General features: G+C 39.2%; 14 protein-coding genes. 13 read left to right on the top strand and 1 reads right to left on the bottom strand.

Annotated features, from left to right (window positions below):
• The first annotated feature begins 2 nt into the window (after positions 1–2).
• The 10 genes from bcsA (at position 3) to H5090_RS13935 (ending at position 19065) form a co-directional block, all read left to right on the top strand.
• Positions 3–2675, top strand: coding sequence for a UDP-forming cellulose synthase catalytic subunit (gene bcsA / locus H5090_RS13980; protein WP_182696004.1), 2673 nt, complete (start codon positions 3–5; stop codon positions 2673–2675).
• Positions 2668–4914 (top strand): cellulose biosynthesis cyclic di-GMP-binding regulatory protein BcsB, encoded by a 2247-nt coding sequence (gene bcsB / locus H5090_RS13975; protein ID WP_182696003.1) that lies wholly within the window; start codon positions 2668–2670, stop codon positions 4912–4914. Before bcsA ends, bcsB begins: the two co-directional genes overlap by 8 nt.
• Complete coding sequence (gene bcsZ, locus H5090_RS13970) at positions 4914–6044, top strand: cellulose synthase complex periplasmic endoglucanase BcsZ (protein WP_182692900.1); 1131 nt, start codon at positions 4914–4916, stop codon at positions 6042–6044. Before bcsB ends, bcsZ begins: the two co-directional genes overlap by 1 nt.
• Entirely contained in the window at positions 6035–9853 is a 3819-nt protein-coding gene (locus H5090_RS13965) for a cellulose synthase subunit BcsC-related outer membrane protein (RefSeq protein WP_182696002.1), read from the top strand. The genes bcsZ and H5090_RS13965 overlap by 10 nt, the downstream gene beginning before the upstream one ends.
• 247 nt (positions 9854–10100) lie before the next feature.
• Complete coding sequence (locus H5090_RS13960; RefSeq protein WP_182696001.1) at positions 10101–11594, top strand: peptide MFS transporter; 1494 nt, start codon at positions 10101–10103, stop codon at positions 11592–11594.
• Between the two features lie 147 nt (positions 11595–11741).
• Positions 11742–14471 carry a metallophosphoesterase gene (locus H5090_RS13955; RefSeq protein WP_182696000.1) on the top strand — a complete coding sequence of 910 codons (2730 nt, stop codon included), beginning with the start codon at positions 11742–11744 and terminating at the stop codon, positions 14469–14471.
• A 318-nt stretch (positions 14472–14789) separates the two neighbouring features.
• Complete coding sequence (gene hppD / locus H5090_RS13950; protein WP_002958202.1) at positions 14790–15836, top strand: 4-hydroxyphenylpyruvate dioxygenase; 1047 nt, start codon at positions 14790–14792, stop codon at positions 15834–15836.
• Positions 15837–15972: 136 nt separating this feature from the next.
• Positions 15973–17286 (top strand): fumarylacetoacetase, encoded by a 1314-nt coding sequence (gene fahA / locus H5090_RS13945; protein ID WP_182695999.1) that lies wholly within the window; start codon positions 15973–15975, stop codon positions 17284–17286.
• A 143-nt stretch (positions 17287–17429) separates the two neighbouring features.
• On the top strand, positions 17430–18593 hold the full coding sequence (locus H5090_RS13940) for a M23 family metallopeptidase (RefSeq protein WP_182695998.1): 1164 nt from the start codon (positions 17430–17432) through the stop codon (positions 18591–18593).
• Entirely contained in the window at positions 18583–19065 is a 483-nt protein-coding gene (locus H5090_RS13935) for a polymer-forming cytoskeletal protein (protein ID WP_002958196.1), read from the top strand. The genes H5090_RS13940 and H5090_RS13935 overlap by 11 nt, the downstream gene beginning before the upstream one ends.
• 21 nt (positions 19066–19086) lie before the next feature.
• On the opposite strand, the gene H5090_RS13930 is transcribed toward H5090_RS13935, so the two are convergent.
• Complete coding sequence (locus H5090_RS13930) at positions 19087–19560, bottom strand: hotdog fold domain-containing protein (protein ID WP_024595671.1); 474 nt, start codon at positions 19558–19560, stop codon at positions 19087–19089.
• Positions 19561–19743: 183 nt separating this feature from the next.
• On the opposite strand from H5090_RS13930, the gene H5090_RS13925 reads away from it, so the two are divergent.
• From H5090_RS13925 to H5090_RS13915, 3 genes are read left to right on the top strand one after another with little or no spacing between them, the layout of a single operon-like run.
• Positions 19744–20943: a multidrug effflux MFS transporter gene (locus tag H5090_RS13925; RefSeq protein ID WP_182693549.1), complete on the top strand. Its 1200-nt coding sequence runs from the start codon at positions 19744–19746 to the stop codon at positions 20941–20943.
• Positions 20940–21584: a LysE family translocator gene (locus H5090_RS13920; protein ID WP_182695997.1), complete on the top strand. Its 645-nt coding sequence runs from the start codon at positions 20940–20942 to the stop codon at positions 21582–21584. Before H5090_RS13925 ends, H5090_RS13920 begins: the two co-directional genes overlap by 4 nt.
• A gap of 38 nt (positions 21585–21622) precedes the next feature.
• Positions 21623–22087, top strand: a complete 465-nt coding sequence (locus H5090_RS13915) for a methylglyoxal synthase (RefSeq protein WP_002958191.1) — start codon at positions 21623–21625, stop codon at positions 22085–22087.
• Positions 22088–22104 lie beyond the last annotated feature (17 nt).

Genomic DNA, 22104 nt, shown 5'->3' with positions numbered 1-22104 from the left:
CGATGAGCTTTACTCTTTTTTACAAAAGGCCCATACACAGTACATTGTATATTCTATTGAGTATATTATTCACTGATAAGCTTGTGCGTTACATTTTATTTAAATTTCATAGTTACTTTAATCAGCACAAAGTAAATGTAATTGAAGCCTTTTTAATGCCCTTTATAACTTTGTTCGGTTCATTATTTGTAAATATAAAAAAGAACAAAGAAAACTTTGAGTTAGCGTTATATAACTATTATCCACACTTAAGGTTACCATACAGAACTTATATCTATTCCAATATTATACGCTTTGTTATTCAGAGCATATTTTTGCTTTTTGCTGTTCATAAACCCAGAAAAAAATCAGTGTCCATAAAAAAGCATGCTGTAAATTATTTTTATGACGGGGTCAGTTACAGCCTAAGGCAACTTCGTTGGTACGACCTTAAATTAGGCCGATTAATAAGGCGCCTTTTTTCCAAAAACAACAAGCCTAAAAAAAGTGCTTTTAAAACAATGGCAGACGCTCGTATTTGGCAGAACAAACTTATTAAATACATCGTTGTTGCACTGATATTATTCTTGCTTGCCATATTTGTTACCATTCCCTTTAGCCTTGAAGCGCAAGCAGTGTTTATTAGCTTTATTTTACTGGTTGCTTACGCGCTCAAACGCGTAAAAGGCCATATGGCCACGATTGTAATGATTACCTTATCTGTCACTACATCTTCGCGGTACTTGTGGTGGCGATACACTGAAACACTTAATTGGGATGACCCTTTAGCACTTACATTAGGTGCTGGCTTGTTACTAGCAGAAACATACGCATGGATGGTACTTATTTTAGGTTTTTTTCAAACCATTAATCCACTTGAAAGAAAACCTGTCATGTTGCCAAAAAATACTGACTTATGGCCAACGGTAGATATTTACATTCCTACTTACAATGAACCTTTAAGTGTTGTAAGGCCGACTACCCTTGCCGCATTAAGCATAGATTGGCCAGCAGATAAGCTGAAAGTCTATATTTTAGATGATGGTAAACGTCCTGAGTTTGGTGAATTTGCTAAACAAGTGGGTGCGGGTTATTTAACAAGACCAGATAATAACCATGCAAAAGCCGGAAATATGAATAGTGCTATGCGCTACACAGATGGTGACTATATTGCCATTTTTGATTGCGACCACGTACCTGCTCGTTCATTTTTGCAAATGACCATGGGACAGTTTTTAAAAGACAGTAAAGTGTGTTTAGTACAAACACCACATCATTTTTTCTCCGCAGATCCATTTGAGAGAAACTTAAATAACCACAGTCAAATTCCAAACGAAAACATGTTGTTTTACGGGCTTATTCAAGACGGAAACGATATGTGGGATGCTACGTTCTTTTGTGGTTCGTGTGCGGTGCTCAAAAGAGAAGCGCTTGATGAGATAGGTGGCTTCGCTTTTGAAACCGTCACCGAGGATGCTCATACTGCGCTGCGAATGCAACGCGCAGGTTATAAAACTGCCTATATAAATATCCCTCAAGCTGCTGGCCTTGCCACTGACAGTTTATCAGCTCATATTGGCCAGCGAATTCGTTGGGCACGAGGTATGGCGCAAATATTTAGGCTCGATAACCCGCTGTTAGGCAAAGGCTTGAACATTCCTCAGCGACTTTGCTACTTAAACGCTATGCTGCATTTTCTATCAGGTATTCCGCGCATTGTATTTTTAACCGCGCCCCTGGCACTTATATACTTTAATGCATACATTATTTACGCGCCATTTTTAGCTATTTTTATCTACGTTGTACCTACACTTATTCAAATAAAAGCAACTAACTCACGAATACAAGGTAAGTATCGCTATTCGTTCTGGGGCGAAGTTTACGAATCTGTGCTTGCTTGGTACATATTAAAGCCAACAACAGTTGCTTTGTTTAATCCAAACAAAGGTAAATTTAACGTTACCGAAAAAGGTGGATTAAACGATAAAGAGCATTATGACTGGGGTATTTCTAAGCCATATTTGGTTTTACTCGCTATTAATTTAGTCGGTATGTTAGTTGGTATTTTGCGCCTCTTTTTTGGCGACCCTACGCAAGTTGGTGTACTGCTGATTAGTATGGGGTGGGCGCTTTATAATATTATCATTTTGGGTGCTGCGGTTGCCGTGGCAGCAGAAGCACGCCAAGTTAGGCATTCACACCGCATTAAAGCAAACTTCCCAGCGGGAGTTCGTTTAGCAAATGGCCACACATTAAAAGTAAAAATTACAGATTACTCCGATAACGGCGTAGGAATAGAAACCGACCATGCACATGCTTGTCGTGTAAACGATAAAATAGAATTATTAATGAGCCGCGGTAATAAGCAATTTTCGTTTACTACCCATGTTTGTAATACTCGGGGTAATCAAATTGGCTTAACCATTAAAGATTTATCTCTTGAAAAACAGCGCGCGTTTATACAATGTACATTTTCACGAGCAGATGCGTGGCTTGACTGGCAAAATAACTTTAGACATGACCGTCCATCTTACAGTTTTAAAGAAGTGCAAAAAACCAGCCTTAGAGGGTTTAGTAATTTGCTATTTCATGCGCCACGAGCGCTCCAACCGACCATTCAGTTTATTACTGATATAGTTGTATACGTAAACTCATTTACTCCAAAAAGACCAATAGTGCATAATAATTATGATTAAAAAGTTGCTTAATATATCCCTAACATTGTCGCTTATTTGTTGCGCTTACTTTGCGCATGCAATTGAGCCATTACAAAATAAATCAATGTTCATTAATGGATACCCTGAGAGCGCTCAGGTGTCGAGTTTACGTTTAGAGTTTGAAGCGTTAGGCTTTACAGGTTTTAGGCTCAACGGGGTAAATAACAACTCCCGCGTTGACTTTACAAACCGAATAGATAAATTGACTACCAATTTAAAGCTTAACTTTTCGTATACTAACTCGCCTTCATTAATCGCGAATGTTTCGCACTTAAAAGTATACTTTAATGATAATTTAGTCACTGTTTTACCTATTAACGAACAACTTAGTATTGTAAAGAACACAGTGCAGCATAGCCTCGATCTTAACGCTAAATACATTCAAGATTACAACCAAGTCCGCTTTGAATTGGTTGGTTATTACGACCTTAGATGTCAAGACTACTTCAGCCGTACTATTTGGACAGAAATAAATAAATCAAGCAACATAACGCTCGACCAAAAGCAGCTTGCTATCGATAGCCGTTTAGAATACCTCCCAGAGCCGTTTTTTGATGAAAAGGATTACAACAAGCTTAACCTTCCATTTGTATTTGCTAAAACACCCAATACCCAAGCTATTGAGGCAGCAGCAACGCTATCGAGTTGGTTTGGAGCCCAAGCTGATTGGCGTGGATTTAATTTTCCCGTAACGTTAAATAAATCGCCTGATCAACACAGTGTGGTTTTTATTACTAATGATTCAAAACCTGATTTTTTGAAAGATTACCCAGATGTTGAAAAACCAACGATTGAAATCATTTCAAACCCATTTAATCGTTATTATAAAATGTTACTGATATTGGGCCGTGATGAAGCTGATTTAAAAACAGCGGTGACTGGCCTTGCATTTGGCCACAAAGTAATGACTGGAAGAAGCGCAAGTATTGAAGCCATAAATCAGTTGCCACTTCGAAAAGCGTATGATGCACCACGCTGGCTTAGAAGCGATCGTCCAGTGCATTTTGACGAGCTTATTGACTACCCTACGCAACTACAGGCGCAAGGTCTTAATAATGGTCCAGTAAAACTAAACATTCGCTTTGCACCTGATCTATTCACGTGGCGTGAAAGAGGAATACCTATTACTCTTCAGTACCGTAGCACGCCAGAATCAGAAGCCATCGACTCTCGTTTAAATATGCTAATAAACCAAGAATTTATAAGTGGTTTTTTACTAGATGAAAACAACGATTTATTACAAACAACACAAGCGTTGTTGCCACTAGTTGCCAATACTGACACCACACAAAGTACAGAAGGCTTTTCTGTCAATGGCATTAATTTAGCTAACAGAAATGAACTTAACTTTGACTTTAGGTTTGGCGTACTCAAAAAAGGCGAATGTGCTGTTGCACCTCCTGGCGGTGAGTTTGGTGTTATTGATGGCGATTCAAGCATTGACGTAAGTGAATTTGATCACTACATCGCATTACCAGATCTGAACGTATTTGCTAATAGTGGCTTTCCTTTTACCAAATATGCTGATTTACAAAAAACACTTGTACTTATTGATGAAAACCCAACACCTAATGCTTTAACCGTTTTATTTAACTTAACGGGGCACTTTGGCGCAATCACCGGCTACCCAACCCACAGAATGAGTGTTGCTCATTTAAATGAGGACGCTGATTTAGATGATAAAGACATACTCGTTATAGCTAAACCTAACAGTATTGCTAATGACTTAGATGAAGATGCACAAACAAATGTTTTGCTTAACAATAATCAGCGCGCAATTAAACAAGCAATTTATAATGGTGCATACGACGAACAAACGACCGATAAAGTAGAGGTTAGTATTAAAAGTAGTGGCGATATGGCAGTTATAACAGGGTTTCAATCACCGTTTGACTCAGACCGCTCTATTGTCTCGTTGAGTGCTACGACGCAAAATGCATTTTCTATACTTGACGATGTTCTAATGAACTCAGAAAAATTAGCTCAAGTAAAAGGTAGTGCAGCCATTATCAACTCACAGGGTATTAAAACCATTCAAGTAGATGAGCAATACTTTGTAGGCCATATCCCAGTCCATACATTAGTGTGGTTTCACTTATCTGATCATCCATTTATTTTGGCATTACTGTCTATTTTAACGCTATTGCTGATCTCATTTATCTTATGGCGATTATTACAAGCACTAACTTACAAGCGTTTAGCTGAAGGAGACGAATAATGAAATCACTCGTTAATATGTTTTTTACTGTGATGGCACTATTTGCTTTCAATGCCAACGCACAAGTTGAACAGTGCGAACCTTGGCAGTCGTGGCAAGTGTTTAAAAATCATTTTATAAGCCAAGACGGCCGCGTTATTGACTTGGGCAGTGATCAAAGTATCACAACCTCTGAAGGCCAATCATATGCACTATTTTTTGCGCTTATTGCCAACGATAAAGCCGCTTTTGATTCTGTTTTAAATTGGACCCAAGAGCATTTATCAGAGGGCGATTTAAGTACGCGTTTACCAGCATGGAAATGGGGACTAGATAAAAATCGCGTAGGGGGAATTTTAGATTCAAACCCTGCGTCAGATTCAGACCTATGGATTGCCTACAGTTTATCGCAAGCGGCAATTTTATGGGATGAACGCCGCTATAGTATTTTAGCCGCAGTGCTTGCTCAACGTATAATCAGAGAAGAAACCGCCTACATAACGGGCCTTGGCCTGTCTTTACTCCCCGCACCTGCCGGTTTTGAGTTTGACAATGAGCGCTATAAGCTAAATCCTAGCTACTCGCCGTTATTTATTTACCAGCAATTTAAAAAGCTTTATCCACATTCACCGTGGCATCAACTGCACGAAGGATCAGCTAAGCTAATTTTAGATACCGCACAGCAAGGCGTCAGCCCTGATTGGGTTATGTTTGATTCAAACCGCGGTTTTTACTACGACAGAAAAAATACAGATTTAGGTAGTTATAATGCAATTCGTGTTTACCTTTGGGCGAGTATGATGGCAAAAGATGCACCCTACAAACAAGAGCTTCTTACTCAGTTTGCACCGTTTGTGGACACTATTGAAGAGCGCGGCCATGTTCCTTTAAATACGTACGCTCAATCAGGTAAATCTGAAAAAAGAGGGCCTTTGGGCTTTAACGCTGCCCTGCTGCCTTTGTTAGCAGAGCAAGGTAATGATGAGCTGGTAATGGCCATTCAGCAAAAGCTAATGATTGATAAGTCTTTTACACAAACACGTTATTACGACAGTGTATTGCATTTATTTGGTGAAAGTGCTGTAAACAAGCGCTTTAAAATAACGGCTGATGGAACGCTACTACCTACTTGGAGCACTGAATGTCGTTAAGGTTGGCCTTAGCTTGTACATTGGCACTAAGCACAAATTTAAATGCCGCAACAATAAATGATATTGATACACAATCGGTTGATTGGTTATTAAACCAAATTAGTATTGGTGAAGCACAACAAAACAAAAGACTTGTTGAAGATAGCCTGCAGAAGTTGGTTGCAATTGCCCCTACCCGAATAGAAACGCAATGTGCGCTTGCACATTACGACTTTACGAATGGCAATACAGACCAGGCAAACTTGTTATTAAGTAAGCTTGATAACCAACTAACACAACAAACACCTTGCGTAAAAAAACTCAAGGTTATGTCTCGTATTCAAGGTAAAGACAAGGCAGTAATTCAAGAAGCAAAGCTGCTTGCTCGTGCCGGCAGGTATGAACAAGCACGTCAAATTTACAATAAAATATTTAATGATGTTTATCCTACTTTAAACTTTGAGCTTGAGCATTTAAGCTGGTATGCCCAGGACAGCGCTCAATGGCAAGGGGTTAAAAATGGTTACAAACAATTATTAAAACGCTATGACAACCTAGGCACTATAGAAGTTGCTTATGCCAGACATTTACTAAGACGTAACCCACGCGATAAAGCAGCTATGCGTATTTTAAGTAAGTATGGATCTACATCGGGTTTTAGTGATGAAGTTGAAAGTATTTGGCTCTCTGCATTAAAAAATATGCCAATAAACAGTAATACTGACAAGCAATTTCAGCAATACTTTATACTTTACCCGTTTAGTAATAAGGGAGAGTTACAGTATCAAGACTTTAAAAAGCAATTAAAAGCACGCCAAAAATTATTAGCCGACCCTGCTTATCAGCTCTGGTTAAAAGGCAATAATCTACTCGAACAAGAAAAGTTAAAAGCAGCAGAACCTCTTCTGTTAAAAGCCTTAAAAGGCCGCCCTACTGACGGCGAAATCATGAACAGCTTAGGCATACTTTACCTACAACTAGGTGAAAATGGTAAAGCCTATAATTATTTTACACGTGCACAAAAATACACTGCCGACTTTGCAGAGCGAAATACCCTTAAAAGCATGGCTAAAACAGCTAAGTTTTGGCTGTATATTCGCCAAGTAAGAGACGCTATAGATAGCAGTGAATTTAGAGTTGCTAAGCTAAAACTCGATTTAGCCGCCGCATTAGAAGAAGAACCTAATACCGTATTGGCGAATCGTGGCACCTTACAATTTACCCAAGGGCTATATTCACAAGCTGCGCTTACCTACCAAGTGGTGCTTAAAAGCGAGCCTTTAAACGAAGGCGCCCTATTTGGCTTACTTGAAATTGCAAAGCTTGAACAAAGTGAAAAAACGCTCACATCTTTTTTTAATCGACTTTCATTTTCACAAAAAGAAATATTAAGAGCGTCATATTTAAGCTCATTAAGTAGCGTGTATAGAGCTAAGGCAACAAAGCTAACTGAAGCTGGTGAATTAGAAGAGGCTGAAAAAATATTAAAAGAGGCTATTCAAGCAACACCAGAAGAGCCTTGGTTATATTACGACTTAGCGTTTATATATCAACAAAAAGGACTCACCGACAAAGCTCGCTCATTGTTTAATAATGTATTGTGGCAATTTCCGCTAAATTCACAGCTTAGGTATAGCCATGCACTGTTTTTGCGTGCTTTAGACGATTACCAAGGTGCGCTTGCTACGCTTCAGTATATTCCATTTAAATCTCGCGATGCTGACATTGTATCTCTTGAACATCAGTTACAACTTAATGAGTCTTTAGCACAAAGCGAACGTTTTATTAATTCTCAAAATAAAGCGGCTGCTATTTATCACTTAAGTGCGTTAGAAGCACAAAATTTAACGCCACCAATGAAAGCTGAGCTAGCACGAAGCTGGTTTAGCATAGAAGAACAAAACCACGCTTTAAAACTCATGCGTGACGCATTAGCTGAAGACCCCTCATTATCAGCCTATTGGCATATGTTGTATGGAGAATGGCTTTTAGCACAGGGTAATAAAGCTCAGACTACGGATTGGTTTAATCGTTATCGGCTTCCTGAAAATGCCTCTGAGAGTGAAATAGATCAGTTTGTGCAATTACAAAATGCCTATTATTCTGAGTATTTTAGTGGCAGTGATCTTATTGCGAAGCTAAATCAGCTTGATCAAAAATACCCAAGTTCATCAGCAACAACAACTGCGCTAATAAATGCAAACTTAGCACTTGATCAAAACCAATCTGCGATTATTTTATACGAACAAAAAGTAAAAAATAATCAGCTAATTGAACCTCAAGCTTTAATGGCAATATCCAAAGCCTACAGAGCGCTTGGTGATGATTTCCAATCGAAAGAAGTCACACAACTCGCGATTGAACAAAGTACAACGCAAGAAAGTTATTTTCAGCGTCAAATTATGGAGTCGTTAAACGATTTTAACTACGCAGGTGATGCCCTTTACTTAGCTGAACAGCTTATTCAAAAAGCACCTAATGATTTAGAGCTTCGTTATTTAGGCGCGCAAGTTGCCTCTAATTTTAATGAAACAGAGCAAGCACAAACGTGGTACGCACAAACGCTTTCACCTAATCGTCAACTGAATGAGAAAGAACTCTACACATCCCTTTCGCGCATCAACGAAAACGACGAGTGGTATATAAACGGTGCCAAACGAGAACTACTCAGCCAACAAAACAAAAACCAAGCCTACATTGCCGTTGGTGTAAATTTTAGCGGACAAGTAAGTACTGAAAGTGAGGCCACATTGGGCGCTGGTTTAGTCCCTATTGAAGCGTACTTTCCGCTTTGGCAGGGGCAAGGCTTTGTAAAAATAGATCCTACAAGTATTAGCGCGCAAACAACACGATTTGACGAGCAATTTGCTGGCAGTCGATACGGTCAAGGCGCTTTGTGTATATTTACCTGTGGTATTGACGAGGTAAGTCCTGAGCAAGATGGCGTTGATATTGGCATTGGTTGGCAGAACGAAAACTGGCGCGTAGATATTGGCACAACACCACTGGGCTTTTTAATCGAAGACATTGTATGGGGTGTTAACTATTCGGACGACTTTGGTGACTTTGGCTATAGCCTTGAGTTAGAAAAACGACCAGTAACCAGCTCAGTACTCGCCTATGCAGGCCTTGAAGACGTTAATACTGGTAAAATTTGGGGGGGGGTTCGCTCAACTGGTTTAACCGCTAATGTTTCTCATGATTTAGGCGGCAATTGGGGATTTTGGTCTAGTGCTGACTTTACATTGTACAAAGGTCAAAACGTAAAAGATAACCAACGCTACCGCTTGATGGGCGGCACCTATTATCGTGTGATAAGCAATCAAGACCGCGAATTTACAGTGGGTGCAAGTTTATTGCATTGGGCCTATAAATTTAATTTAAGTGAAGAAACCTGGGGCCACGGCGGTTATTACAGTCCGCAAAACTATGTAGGTCTATCCGTGCCACTCACTTATGACGCGCGTTGGGGCGATGATTTTGTTTATCGATTAAAAACCGGTGTTTCGTACTCGCAAACAAAAACTCAATCTATTGATTTCTTCCCTAACGATAGCGATTTGCAAATAGCTGCGTATGATAGAGAATCAATAACAGGTGTTGACCCTGTATTTGAAGGTGAAACAAGTTCTGGTGTTTCATATAATCTTGAAGGTAGTTTTGAGTATAGAATAACGCCGAATTGGTTCTTTGGTGGCTACTTAGCCATCGATCGCTCTGACTTTTACGAACCAAACTTTGGTCAACTTTACATACGTTACTATTTTAACCCTGTTTATGGAACGCTTGAGTTCCCAGGTACCCCTATTGTTCCTTATGCTGAGTTCTAACTTGGCATAAGGTGATACACCGCGCAATACTTCCCCTAGCACTAAGGTATATGTATACTTGTGCCCAATTGTAACTAGGATAAGGGTGTGTCTCTTACCTTCTGGTGTTACTACCATATAGCAAATCATTATCTTAGCTACAAATAATAAACTGATGGTCGAGCATTTTAGTATGACTAAATACTAAGATAGCTAAAGCAAAAAATTATAAGGCCATTACAACAATTCTTAAAGTTAGGAAGTAAATATGAGTTCAGCTCCAGATAGTGGTTGGTTTGGCCACCCTAAAGGACTTTCGACATTGTTCTTCACTGAAATGTGGGAACGAATGAGTTATTACGGTATGCGAGCTATGCTCGTATTATTCATGACAGCAAGCTTACAAGAAGAAGGCCTTGCCTTTACTGTTGCATCAGCTGCTGCAATCTATGGTTTGTACACAGGCGCAGTATACTTTTTAGGCTTACCAGGTGGTTGGCTAGCTGATAGATTGCTTGGTGGTCAAAAAGCAGTTTGGTATGGCGGCATAATTATTATGATTGGCCATATTATTTTGGCTATTCCACATGATTATTCTTTCTTTATTGGCTTAATATTTGTAGCAACAGGTACTGGTTTACTAAAACCAAATATCAGTGCAATGGTAGGCCAATTATATAGCGATGCTGATGAGCGTCGTGATGGCGGTTACGCTATTTATTACATGGGTATTAACATGGGTTCTTTAATAGGTTACTACGTATGTGGTTACTTTATGGAGAACGTAGGCTGGCACTGGGCATTTGGTGCGGCAGCTGTAGGTATGGCCATTGGTTTAGTGCAGTACAAACTCACACTTAATAACTTACCAAAGCACAGTGCTTTACCGGCTAATCCATTAGGCTCTAAAGGTACTTCACGTGCATGGGGCGGTATTGCTGCATTTATAATTGCAGCTGCTGCAGTTACTACGGCTGCAATGACCGGCACTATTGTTATTAATCCAACTGTAGTTGCAGGTTACACAGCCATTGTATTTACTATTATCTTTTTTGTTTATTTTGGAGTTATTTACTTTACAGGTAATTTAACAGATGCCGAAAAACAAAGAATGTGGGCACTATTTTTAGTATGTATTGCATCTGCATGTTTTTGGTCTGGCTTTGAACAAGCTGGTTCATCATTAAACTTATTTGCTCGCGACTATACTGACCGTCTTATTGGTACTTTTGAAATCCCTACAACGTGGTTTCAATCATTAAACTCACTGTTTATTATTGCTTTATCGCCATTTTTTGCAGCGCTTTGGATTAACTTATCTAAAAGCTTAGTATCACCTAGCTACAGCGTTAAATGTGCAATTGGCTTAATTATCATGGCATCAGGCTTTTTAGTTATGTTTATGGCGGCTCATTACGCAGCTGAAGGCTTAAAAGTTGCGCCTTACTGGCTTGTTACTACGTACTTTTTACATACAGTGGGTGAGCTTTGTTTAAGCCCTGTAGCATTAAGTGCTGTAAGTAAGTTATCGCCTAAACGTTACACTGGCCAAATGATGGGTGTGTTTGTATTAACTTACTCAATCGGTAACATCATCGCAGGTTTACTTGCTGGTAATTTCGATCCGAATAATGTTGATGAAATTCCTAACTTATACTTACAAATTGCATTATTTAGCATTGGTGTTGGTGTTGTTTTAGTACTAATGACTTTTAAAGCTAAAGTATGGGAAAAACAAGGTTTAGAAGAGAAAGTCTCTTAATTATTGTTTATTTCAAATGTAGCAATATAACCTAAGACAATTCCTCCATAGCTTCTATGGGGGAATTTTTTATTCAACTTTGCCCTTCCCCCGTTAACTGATATTATATCCTGATTGGTTATTGAATAGACTCAGGGACATCCGTAGATGCAATCGTTAACGATATCACGTGTTATTATATTTATATTTCTTAGCTTTATTCTAACTGCCTGTGGTAGCGGTGATGAAGTGACGGTTAATCCAAACGATCCTGTTGAGCCTGAACCTAGCAAATTAACACTATCAAGCGCTAATGGTTTAGAGGCTACATTAGACGAAGGCAATTTTATATTTAATGCACCTTCCAGTGCTATTTCTAGTGATGTAGAGCTTACCTACGAGAAAACATTATTAGATGAGACGAATATACAACAAAATATAATTTCTGATTTACATGCGCTTACGCCCTCCACGCTTACTCTTGAAAAACCTATTACCATTACAATAAAAATCCCTGATGACTATGCATTAGGCGGACAACTGTTTATCGCAAAACTATCAGGCGCTAATTGGGATACTGTTACAAATTCAATAGTTTTAGATGGATTTGTTAGCGCTCAAGTAACAACACTGGGCACATATGCAATACAAATGCAGCGCAATGAAGCTTTCGCAAATATCGGCCCAACTTGCGACGCTAATGCAACAGAGCAATCGGTAAGGTTTGTTCACGTTGCAGATTTACATGCTCGCTTTGGCTATGAAGAGCAATATTTCAGCCGGATCAAAGCCTACTACAACCAAGTAGCAAGCCAAACTCCGCACACCTTATTTACAAACGGTGGTGACGACTATGAAAAAGGCACCGTTGCTGAGCAATTATCACAAGGTACCGCGACAGAAGAAGCTATTAAAGCAATGCAGTTTGACCTACGAGTCGTTGGAAATCATGATTATGCTTGGGGCCCTGAAAAATTACTAAGTTATTCCCAAGACGAGAATGCAATCGTACTTGCTAGTAATACTCGTTATGAAGCAGAGCAACTACAAGATTTTGAAGGCGTAGGATTTGCAAAAGTTCAAGTAGGATGTATTACACTTGGTGTGTTTGGCATGACCTCAGTGCCATGGAATGAGCTAGATGAACCTATTCAAGATGATCCGATCCCTGATTTTATTAAACAGTTTAAAATGAGCTGGCAATGGCAACAAATCGCACAAAGCATCGTAAACCAATACAGTGATGATGTAGATTACATGATTATGTTGAGCCATTTAGGTGTAGGCCAAGATACTGATATGGCAACAAACGTACCCGGTATCGACTTAGTACTTGGCGGCCATACACACGGTGGGGAAAGCTACACAACCCTTGATAACGGCGCTATTGTTTTACAACCGGACTTTTACGCTAAAGGTATTACGGACTTAACGCTTAATTTTAATTTAGCTGATAAATCATCCCCAGTTGTTGATTACAAAACGATTGAAACCGATACAATTGATGAACGCGATGAGGCAACAAAACTAGCTATAGATGAGATAATGGGGCGTTATGCTCCCGATGCAGAAACTGAAATCGCTATTTCTGAAAACTATCCAACTGATGCGCAGCTAGCCGAAATAACCGCCTTAGCCGCAAAACATTCAAGCACAATTAGCGCAGCATTACTTAATCCTGAACTAGTACAAAAGCGCTGGACACCCGGCACACTTACTCAAGAAGACTTCCATAAAGCTTTTTACGTAGAAAGACAGCCATCAAATACGCCAGGGTTTAACTCTATTTATAAAGTAACTGTATCGGGAAGCGACTTAACAACGATGTTTGCAAGTCAACCAGATTGGTTTTTACTTAAACCTGAGGATATACAACCCACTAATAATTACGAAGTTGCACTATTTAAAGGAGCAGCTTTGAATCCTGATTTATTTTTTAATAGTGTTACATTCTCAAACGTAGAACCGATAGCTGAAGCTTGGTGGCTACTTGATAAATATGCACGTGCTAGAACAAGTCAGTGCCTACACCTTGACACAGACACCGAACTTTATTCATGCAACAACTTAGCAAATGTAACCGTATGGAACTTTGACGATACTAACAACCCGTTAGCAGCTGATTTTGGACCTTCAATACTTAGCTACTTTGATCCAGATGAAACAAATTGGGGCACTGCAGAGACACAATATAGCACCACTACTCAATTAAATATTGATGATTTAAGTGATGGTCCTTCAGGTGTTATGGCGTTTTCTCGCCACGCTCCAACAGAAGGCTTACTTATTGATTTAAACACACCAGCAAATGGTGACTTTGCAAATGAAGGAATGGTGTCTGACTACACCTTAGTGATGGATTTATACTGGCCCGCAGAAGGTAAAGATATTTACCGTGCAATTATGCAAGCCAATACAACTGATTATCTTAATGATGATGCCGATATGTTTATTGACCCAAGCGGCGGCTATGGACAAGCAACTAGCGATAGCGGCTATTTTGGCAATACACAACCTGACTCTTGGCATCGTATAGCTTTTGTATTTTATACAGCACCAACCAACGGGGTGTTTGAAGTCTATATAGATGGAGAACTTGCTGGCGTAAAAGAGGATGGCGAAATCGATAGTCGCTGGGCACTCAATCAATCTGTATTGCTTTTTACAGATAACAATTATGAAACAGTACCAGGGTACTTAAATTCGCTGCTTTATGCAGGACGTGCTATGACCAGAGATGAAATTAAAAGTATGGGCGGCGCACAACAAAAGCTCTCTTTTGAGCAATCGACACGAGTGCTAAATCAAACCATTGAGCGCCATTACCAAGCAGCTCCAGCAATTAAAACTAACGTGTGGATAGAGCAGCGAAACAAGTTCTTTGGTAATGGCTCTTAAAGTGTAAACAATTAAATACAAACAGGCTTTGGCTTGTTCATTATAAAAGGGGGGTTGACGCAGGTTAAACCTCCTTTTTAGTATTTAAATACAACAACTTAAAAACAAGTGCTTCCACTTTAATTTGTACCATATAACTTCATTTTATTTAACTGTATTACAAACGCGTAACTTTATAATAACCGTCCTATTAAATTTACACATACCACATTTACTAAATAGTGCCCCCCTCTTCCCCAAATTAAAAATCTGGTTGATTATCTACTGCAATATGACAACAACACATAATCGCAGTGCTTAATTGCGGGAGTAATAATAATGAGTGAAGTAAATAACTATTTGGGTTTAGTCGGTATTGAGTTTACCGAGTACGCAACACCTGATGCTGATTATATGGATAAAGTATTTACTGATTTTGGCTTCTCTAAGCTTAAAAAATTCAAAGGTAAAGACATTGTTTATTACAACCAAAACGACATTCACTTTTTACTGAATAACGAGCGTGAAGGTTTTTCTGCAGAATTTGCTAAAAGCCATGGCCCTGCTATTTGTTCAATGGGTTGGCGTGTTGAGAATGCGCAAAAAGCATTTGAAACAGCTGTAGAACGTGGTGCAAAACCAGCGACCGACTCAACGCATAAAAATATGCCTTACCCTGCGATCTATGGTATTGGCGACAGCCTAATTTACTTTATTGAACAATTTGGCGACAAAGGCACTATTTACGAAAGTGATTTTGAAGACTTAGAAACGCAAAATGTTGTAGAAGATAAAGGCTTTATCCGAATCGATCATTTAACCAATAACGTTTATAAAGGCACCATGGAAAAATGGGCTAACTTTTATAAAGACGTATTTGGTTTTACTGAAGTACGCTACTTTGACATTAAAGGTCAAAAAACAGCGCTTATTTCGTATGCACTTAAATCGCCATGCGGCACCTTCTCTATTCCAATAAACGAAGGTAAAGGTAACGATAACAACCAAATTGATGAATACCTTGGTGAGTACAACGGCCCAGGCGTTCAACATTTAGCGTTTTTAACAGATGACTTAGTAAGCTCTCTTGATAAGCTTGATAAATCAACAATTGCCACTTTAGATATTATCCCAGAGTACTACGATACTATTTTTGACCGTGTACCTTGGGTTGCTGAAGATAAAGAAAAAATTCGTGAGCATCAGATACTCGTAGATAGCCAAAGTGAAAATTGTTATTTATTACAAATTTTCTCTAAAAACTTATTTGGTCCAATCTTTATAGAAATGATCCAACGCGTTGATGATGGTGGCTTTGGTGAAGGTAACTTCCAAGCATTATTTGAATCAATCGAACGTGACCAAGAGCGTCGCGGCGTTTTATAAAATATTTGAGTAAATTAAAAGCAGCGAACTTCGCTGCTTTTTGTCGTTTTAATATTTAAAAAGTATGGCGCCAAGTACAAGTATGATTAAATAAACTATACCTTGTCGCCATACAGTAAAATCCAAAGGAAATGTAATGAGCCTAATTAACGAAACCCACGATATTAATTTAACCAGCTGGGTAGAATCAGCTAATGTTGATAATTGCGACTTCCCGATTCAAAACTTACCGTTTGCAGAATTTCGTCGTAAAGGGTCTGATGAGGCCTTTCGTGGTGGTGTTGCAATTGGTGACCAAGTAATCGATTTAGCAAAACTAAATAAATTAAACGTTTTAACAGGTGACGCTAAAACAGCCGCAGATGCAGCAAGTGAAGCAACTCTAAATACATTTATGGGTTTAGGGGGGCAGTATTGGTCAGCACTTCGTTTAGCGCTTTCAAAAGCACTACGAGCAGGCTCTGAGCACCAACAAGCGCTTAGCGATACGCTTGTTGCACAATCCGATATAGAGTTTTCTTTGCCTTGTCGCATCGGTGATTACACCGACTTTTACACTTCTATTTATCACGCTACAGCTGTGGGTAGTTTATTTCGCCCTGACAACCCATTATTACCTAACTATAAATGGGTACCTATTGGTTATCATGGTCGCTCTTCATCTATTGACGTATCGGGTCAAACATTTCATCGCCCTAAAGGTCAAACCAAAGCGCCAGACGCAGAAGTGCCATCATTCGGTCCTTGTAAACGCCTTGATTACGAACTAGAGCTGGGTATTTACTTAGGTAAAGGCAATGCACTGGGCGATGCAATCGCTATCGAAAATGCTGAAAACCACGTATTTGGCTTTTGTGTATTTAACGATTGGTCAGCACGTGACTTGCAAGCGTGGGAATATCAACCGCTTGGTCCATTTTTAGCTAAAAACTTTGCCTCAACTGTATCGCCTTGGATTGTAACAACCGAAGCATTAGCACCTTATAGAACAAGCTGGACACGTGATGAAAACGATCCACAGCCTATGGACTATTTAGAATCAAAAGCGAATCGCGACCAAGGTGCTTTTGATATTCAAATGGATGTTAGAATTCAAACGCAAAAAATGCGTAGCGAAGGCCATAACCCAACGCGCGTATCAACATCGAGCTTTAAGCACTCTTACTGGACTGTGGCACAAATGGTTACTCATCACACAGTAAATGGCTGTAACTTTATGCCAGGTGACATGCTAGGTTCGGGCACTCAGTCAGGTCCAACGCACGAAGAAGCAGGTTCATTACTTGAGCTTTCTCGTGGCGGTAAAGAAAAAATTACGCTAAGTAATGGCGAACAACGCAGCTTTTTAGAAGATGGCGATAACGTTATTATGCGTGGCTGGTGTGAAAAAGAAGGCTATGCACGTATAGGTTTTGGCTCTGTAGAGAGTACTGTACTGCCGGCAAAATAATACGCATATTAAAAAATTTATTAAAAGGGCTGCTTACTAAAAGCAGCCCTTTTTTATTAATTTTTGAACAGTTACAATTTTTTTCTAGCTTTTTTAACTCAAATTGCTATCTTAATTCGGTTAATAGCCAGTGTTTATATGCCATGTCAGTATTTATAAAGTCTTTTTATCATAAATTTTTCCCTGCTCGTCAGCTACTTATTCGTCAAAATGGCGAAGTTAAGCATGTTGTTTTAGCCTCTTGGTTTCAACTTCTTGTAGCGTTGCTTATTTTAGTCACTTTTACTTGGCTGAGTATTTCGAGCTTTCGTGTTTATACACAAACAAATAAAATCTCTGACATAAAACAAAATCAAATAACCGAGCAAACGCTGTGGCAACAAAAAGTCAGTGAGCAACAAGCCCTTCAAGCAACGCAGTTAGAGCAACTTGCAATTCTTGAGCAAAAGCAGGCGCTACTGCAAAGCATGATAGAATCCCTTCCTGCTTCAATTAGCAAAGACGTTATTAAGCTTGATACAGAACTTGATGTACCTATTAATGAAAATGGCAATGAATTTCATGAGCCATTAGTCGATGAAAATCAAAAAGGTAAACAAGCACAGTTAATCGCTCCAATCACATTCGCAACAAGAGTGGCCAACTTAAATAATCAATATGAGCAAAGCTTTACCTATTTAGATAACCAAATTAGTGAACGTCACCAAGCCATTTTAGCTATGGTTAAAGGCGCAGGAATTGAGTCTGCGCTTGAGCAACATTTAATATTAAGCGACCAAACAACCGCACAAGGTGGCCCACTTGATACATTTAACGAAACAAAAATTCCGAGCCACTTTTTAGCCATCGTTGATAAGTTATTAATATTAAATAATTTAGAAAACTTTTTAACTGAGCTACCAAATACCCTGCCTTTAGCTAAAGCTAAATACTATATTTCGAGTAATTTTGGCCTTAGAAAAGATCCCATGAATAGTAATCATGCCTTTCATAAAGGAATTGATTTAGCCGGTTGGCATAAAACCGAAATATTCGCTCCAGCAGACGCTGTAGTGCTTCGTGCCGGTCGTAATGGTGGTTATGGTAACTTTATTGAGCTTGAACATAAAAATGGCTTAGTGACTCGATTTGGACACTTAAATAAAATTAAAGTAAAGAAAGGTCAATCAATCACTAAACATGATGTAATCGGCCTAATGGGCAGCACCGGCCGAAGCACAGGCACGCATTTACACTACGAAGTATTACTTAATGGTAAACAAGTCAATCCTCTAAAAATAACAAAGGCGCTTTCTCGTGTTTGGTAGAAAAAAACAAAAAACAGTTAGCTCTAATTTAAAAAGAGTGAATCACACACCGTCTATTATTTCTGAAGACGTACGCCTTACAGGCACTTTAGTTAGCCAAGGTGAAGTACAGCTTGATGGCCGTATTGATGGTGACATAAAAGTGGAGCATTTAGTTATTGGCTCAGCGGGAGTTGTTGAAGGTATTGTTGAAGCTAAAAGCGTTATTGTTAAAGGTAAAGTTATTGGGTCAATTAATGCCAGTGAAGTAAAAGTACAAAGTGGCGCTCATGTTCATGGCGATGTATTTCACGATACATTGAGTATTGATGCAGGCGCAGTAATTGAAGGCAGTTTAAAGCAACGCTTTGAAAAAGAAGAGCCGGAACTAATTTCGAAAGAACTAAAACCCGCAAAAGAAGTTAAAGCATTATTGAAAGAAGATGGCAGCGACTTATCATTTGTAAATAAACAAGCCGCTGATAAAAGCTAAGTCAAATTAGCTTTACGTAAATTAATTTTTCTCAGTAATGTACATAGTAATATCTGCAGTGAAAACAAGCTCATTGCGGGTATTATACAGTTTAACCGGTACTACTAAGTCTTCTTTATCAATCCACTTATGTGGTAAATCAATTTCAGCGACTGCTCGTACATCTGTATCTACTTTAGCCAAATACCTAACTGTCATCCCTTTTGGGATCCAACGATGCGTTTTAACTGGCACTGTTGCATCAACCATTACACCTGCACACAATTCAGCTAAGTTACACTGCGCAATAGCATGAATAGTTCCAATATGATTATGAACGCTTCGGCGGTTTTTAACCACCGCACTACAATGGCCCTCTCTCAAATCGAGTACGTAAGGTTTCATCGAACCAAAATATGGCGCTTTAAAGCAAACAGCTTTAGTAAAAAGCCAATTCCCAAAAGGTAGGCGCTTAAATTTATGCCATGTTTGTACAAGTGCAGATTTATTACTCATTATTATTTTCCATCAACAGTTACTTTTTTAAAATTAACACATCAGACCAGTTTTAAAAAGTGCATTTATGCTGGCTTTTTCGCTTAATCCAATCAAAAAGTAAGAATGACGACCTATGCAGGGGTCATAAGCCCTTTCTTTTTTATGAGTGCCCACCTAAAATACGCGACAAAAGGAGACTCAATGCAAACACAGCCCGCTAAACCTAATATGACTTTGTTACTTATCTTAGCGTTACTCGTTATATTTTGCCCTATGGCAATCGATATTTACCTACCTGCTTTTCCAACTATTGCAGAACAATTTGCAGTTACTGAACAGCAAGTACAGCAAACCGTTGCTATTTTTATGCTAACAGTGGGTTTAGGCCAATTAATTGCAGGTCCTTTAGCTGATAAATTTGGCCGAAAGCCAGTGGCTATAGTGGGCATTAGTTTATATGCAAGCTCTGCATTACTCGCATACTACTCGCCTTCTTTTGAGATATTACTAATAGCACGTGCTTTTCAGGGATTTGGAGCCTGTGCCACATTTGTTGTCGCATTTGCGATAGTGCGTGATAAATATGGCAGTGAACGAAGCGGACAAATGATTACCTACCTTAACGGGATTGTGTGCTTTATTCCGGCAATGGCACCTATTTTAGGGGCTTGGCTTACCGTACAGTTTGGCTGGCGTATGAACTTTATGTTTTTAACCGCGTTTGCTATTTTGGGCCTTATTGTTACCCTATTCTTTTTTAGAGAAACTCGTCCTGCTGATAGCCATTATCAGGGCCATATTTTAGATTTACGTCGCTTTACACCGATTATTAAAACACCGGTATTTTTGTTTAATAGCCTAATTTGTATGGTCTCAATGTCGGCCATATTAGTGTATGTAACGCTCGCACCAGGCTGGCTTATTACACATTTAGGGGGTACCGTAGCCGACTTTACTTTTTGGTTTACGTTAAATGCCGTAATAAGTATTGTCGCAAGTTTTATTTTACCTACCTACATTAAACGAAATAGCCAACGTGCTTTGCGTGTCGGTGTGAGTGTACTGGTTTTCTCAGGCATTTTAATGCTAGCCCTTAGCGGTATAGAAACGGCATTTGCGCTTATGCTACCTATCTTAATTGCTGCATTAGGGTTTGCTTTAAGTTTAGGCTCTGCTGCAGGAATGTCTCTGTCTAGCTTTCCTAAACAAGCAGGCACAGCCTCTGCATTACTCGGTGCTATGCAAATGAGTGGCGCGAGTATACTTGTTGTTTTAACCCAATATTTAGGGCTAAGCACACCGTGGTTGATTGCTTTTCACTTATTATTGCTAGTTCCGCTTTGGCTTATTTTAATGAGCAAAAAAGCACATACTTTACACCCGGCTAAAAGTACTCAATGATCAATCCTGACTTTCTAGTCTCATTTTTATTAGCCAGCTTTTTAATGGCAGTAGCGCCTGGGCCATCAAATGCATTTTTGATGGCGCAAACATTTGCTAATGGTCGAAGTGCTGGTATGCAAAGTGCTTTTGGTTTTGCATTAGGTGGGGTTGTTCATACGCTATTTGCTGTTGTAGGCCTAAGCGCAGTCCTAAAAGCTTCCCCTAGTGCCTATGCAGCAGTGCAATACGCAGGCGCAGCATACTTATGCTATTTAGGGTTTATGATGATTAAAGGCACGCTAAATCAGCCAGAGCCGACATCTGATGACAAGCAAACCGATAAACCGCATATAAGTACCAGTAAAAAAAGTAATGTCATGTTTCAGGCCATGATGACTGAAGTACTAAACCCTAAAGTAGCATTATTCTTTATTGCATTTATTCCGCAATTTGTTGATCCAACGCTTTCATCGGCTACTTTTCAGCTCGCTTTTTTTGGCTTACTTTACCCTCTTTTTGCTTTTCCGATTGACTGCACGTATATTTATTTTGGCGACAAAATTGCACAGTTTTTTAGACGTAACCCAAATAGCCAACTTTGGATTGATAGAATCACCGGCATTGTATTTATTGCCCTTGCTATCAATCTATTATTTTAACTAACCAAAACAGTGGTTAACTAATAAAAAGAATTAGCATGGAACAAAAAACACAATCTCTTCCCGCACAAAAAAATATTGCTTTAGTGGCACACGATGGTAAAAAAGCAGCACTAAAATTATGGTGTGAAAAGCACAAAGAAATACTAAGTAAGCACACTTTATATGGCACAGGTACTACGGGGCATTTAATTCAAAAAACTACGGGGCTTGATGTAGTTCAGCTTTTAAGTGGTCCTATGGGCGGCGATCAACAACTTGGCGCTAAAATAGCAGAACATGAGATACATGTTTTAATATTTTTTTGGGACCCATTAGCATCACAGCCTCATGACCCTGATGTTAAAGCGCTGCTGCGTTTAGCAGCTGTTTGGAATATTCCGGTGGCGTGTAATGAAGTGAGTGCAGATATGTTATTAAGCTCACCGCTTATGGACGTAGAGCTTGAACGCACATTGCCAGATTACGAAAAATACCTCGCAACCCGACAAATAGATCTTTAAACCTCAATTGTAATCTA

The organism is Pseudoalteromonas sp. SR43-5 (genome assembly GCF_014163835.1).
In the GTDB taxonomy this organism is placed as follows: domain Bacteria; phylum Pseudomonadota; class Gammaproteobacteria; order Enterobacterales; family Alteromonadaceae; genus Pseudoalteromonas; species Pseudoalteromonas distincta.
This window is presented reverse-complemented; position numbering and strand designations above follow the sequence as displayed.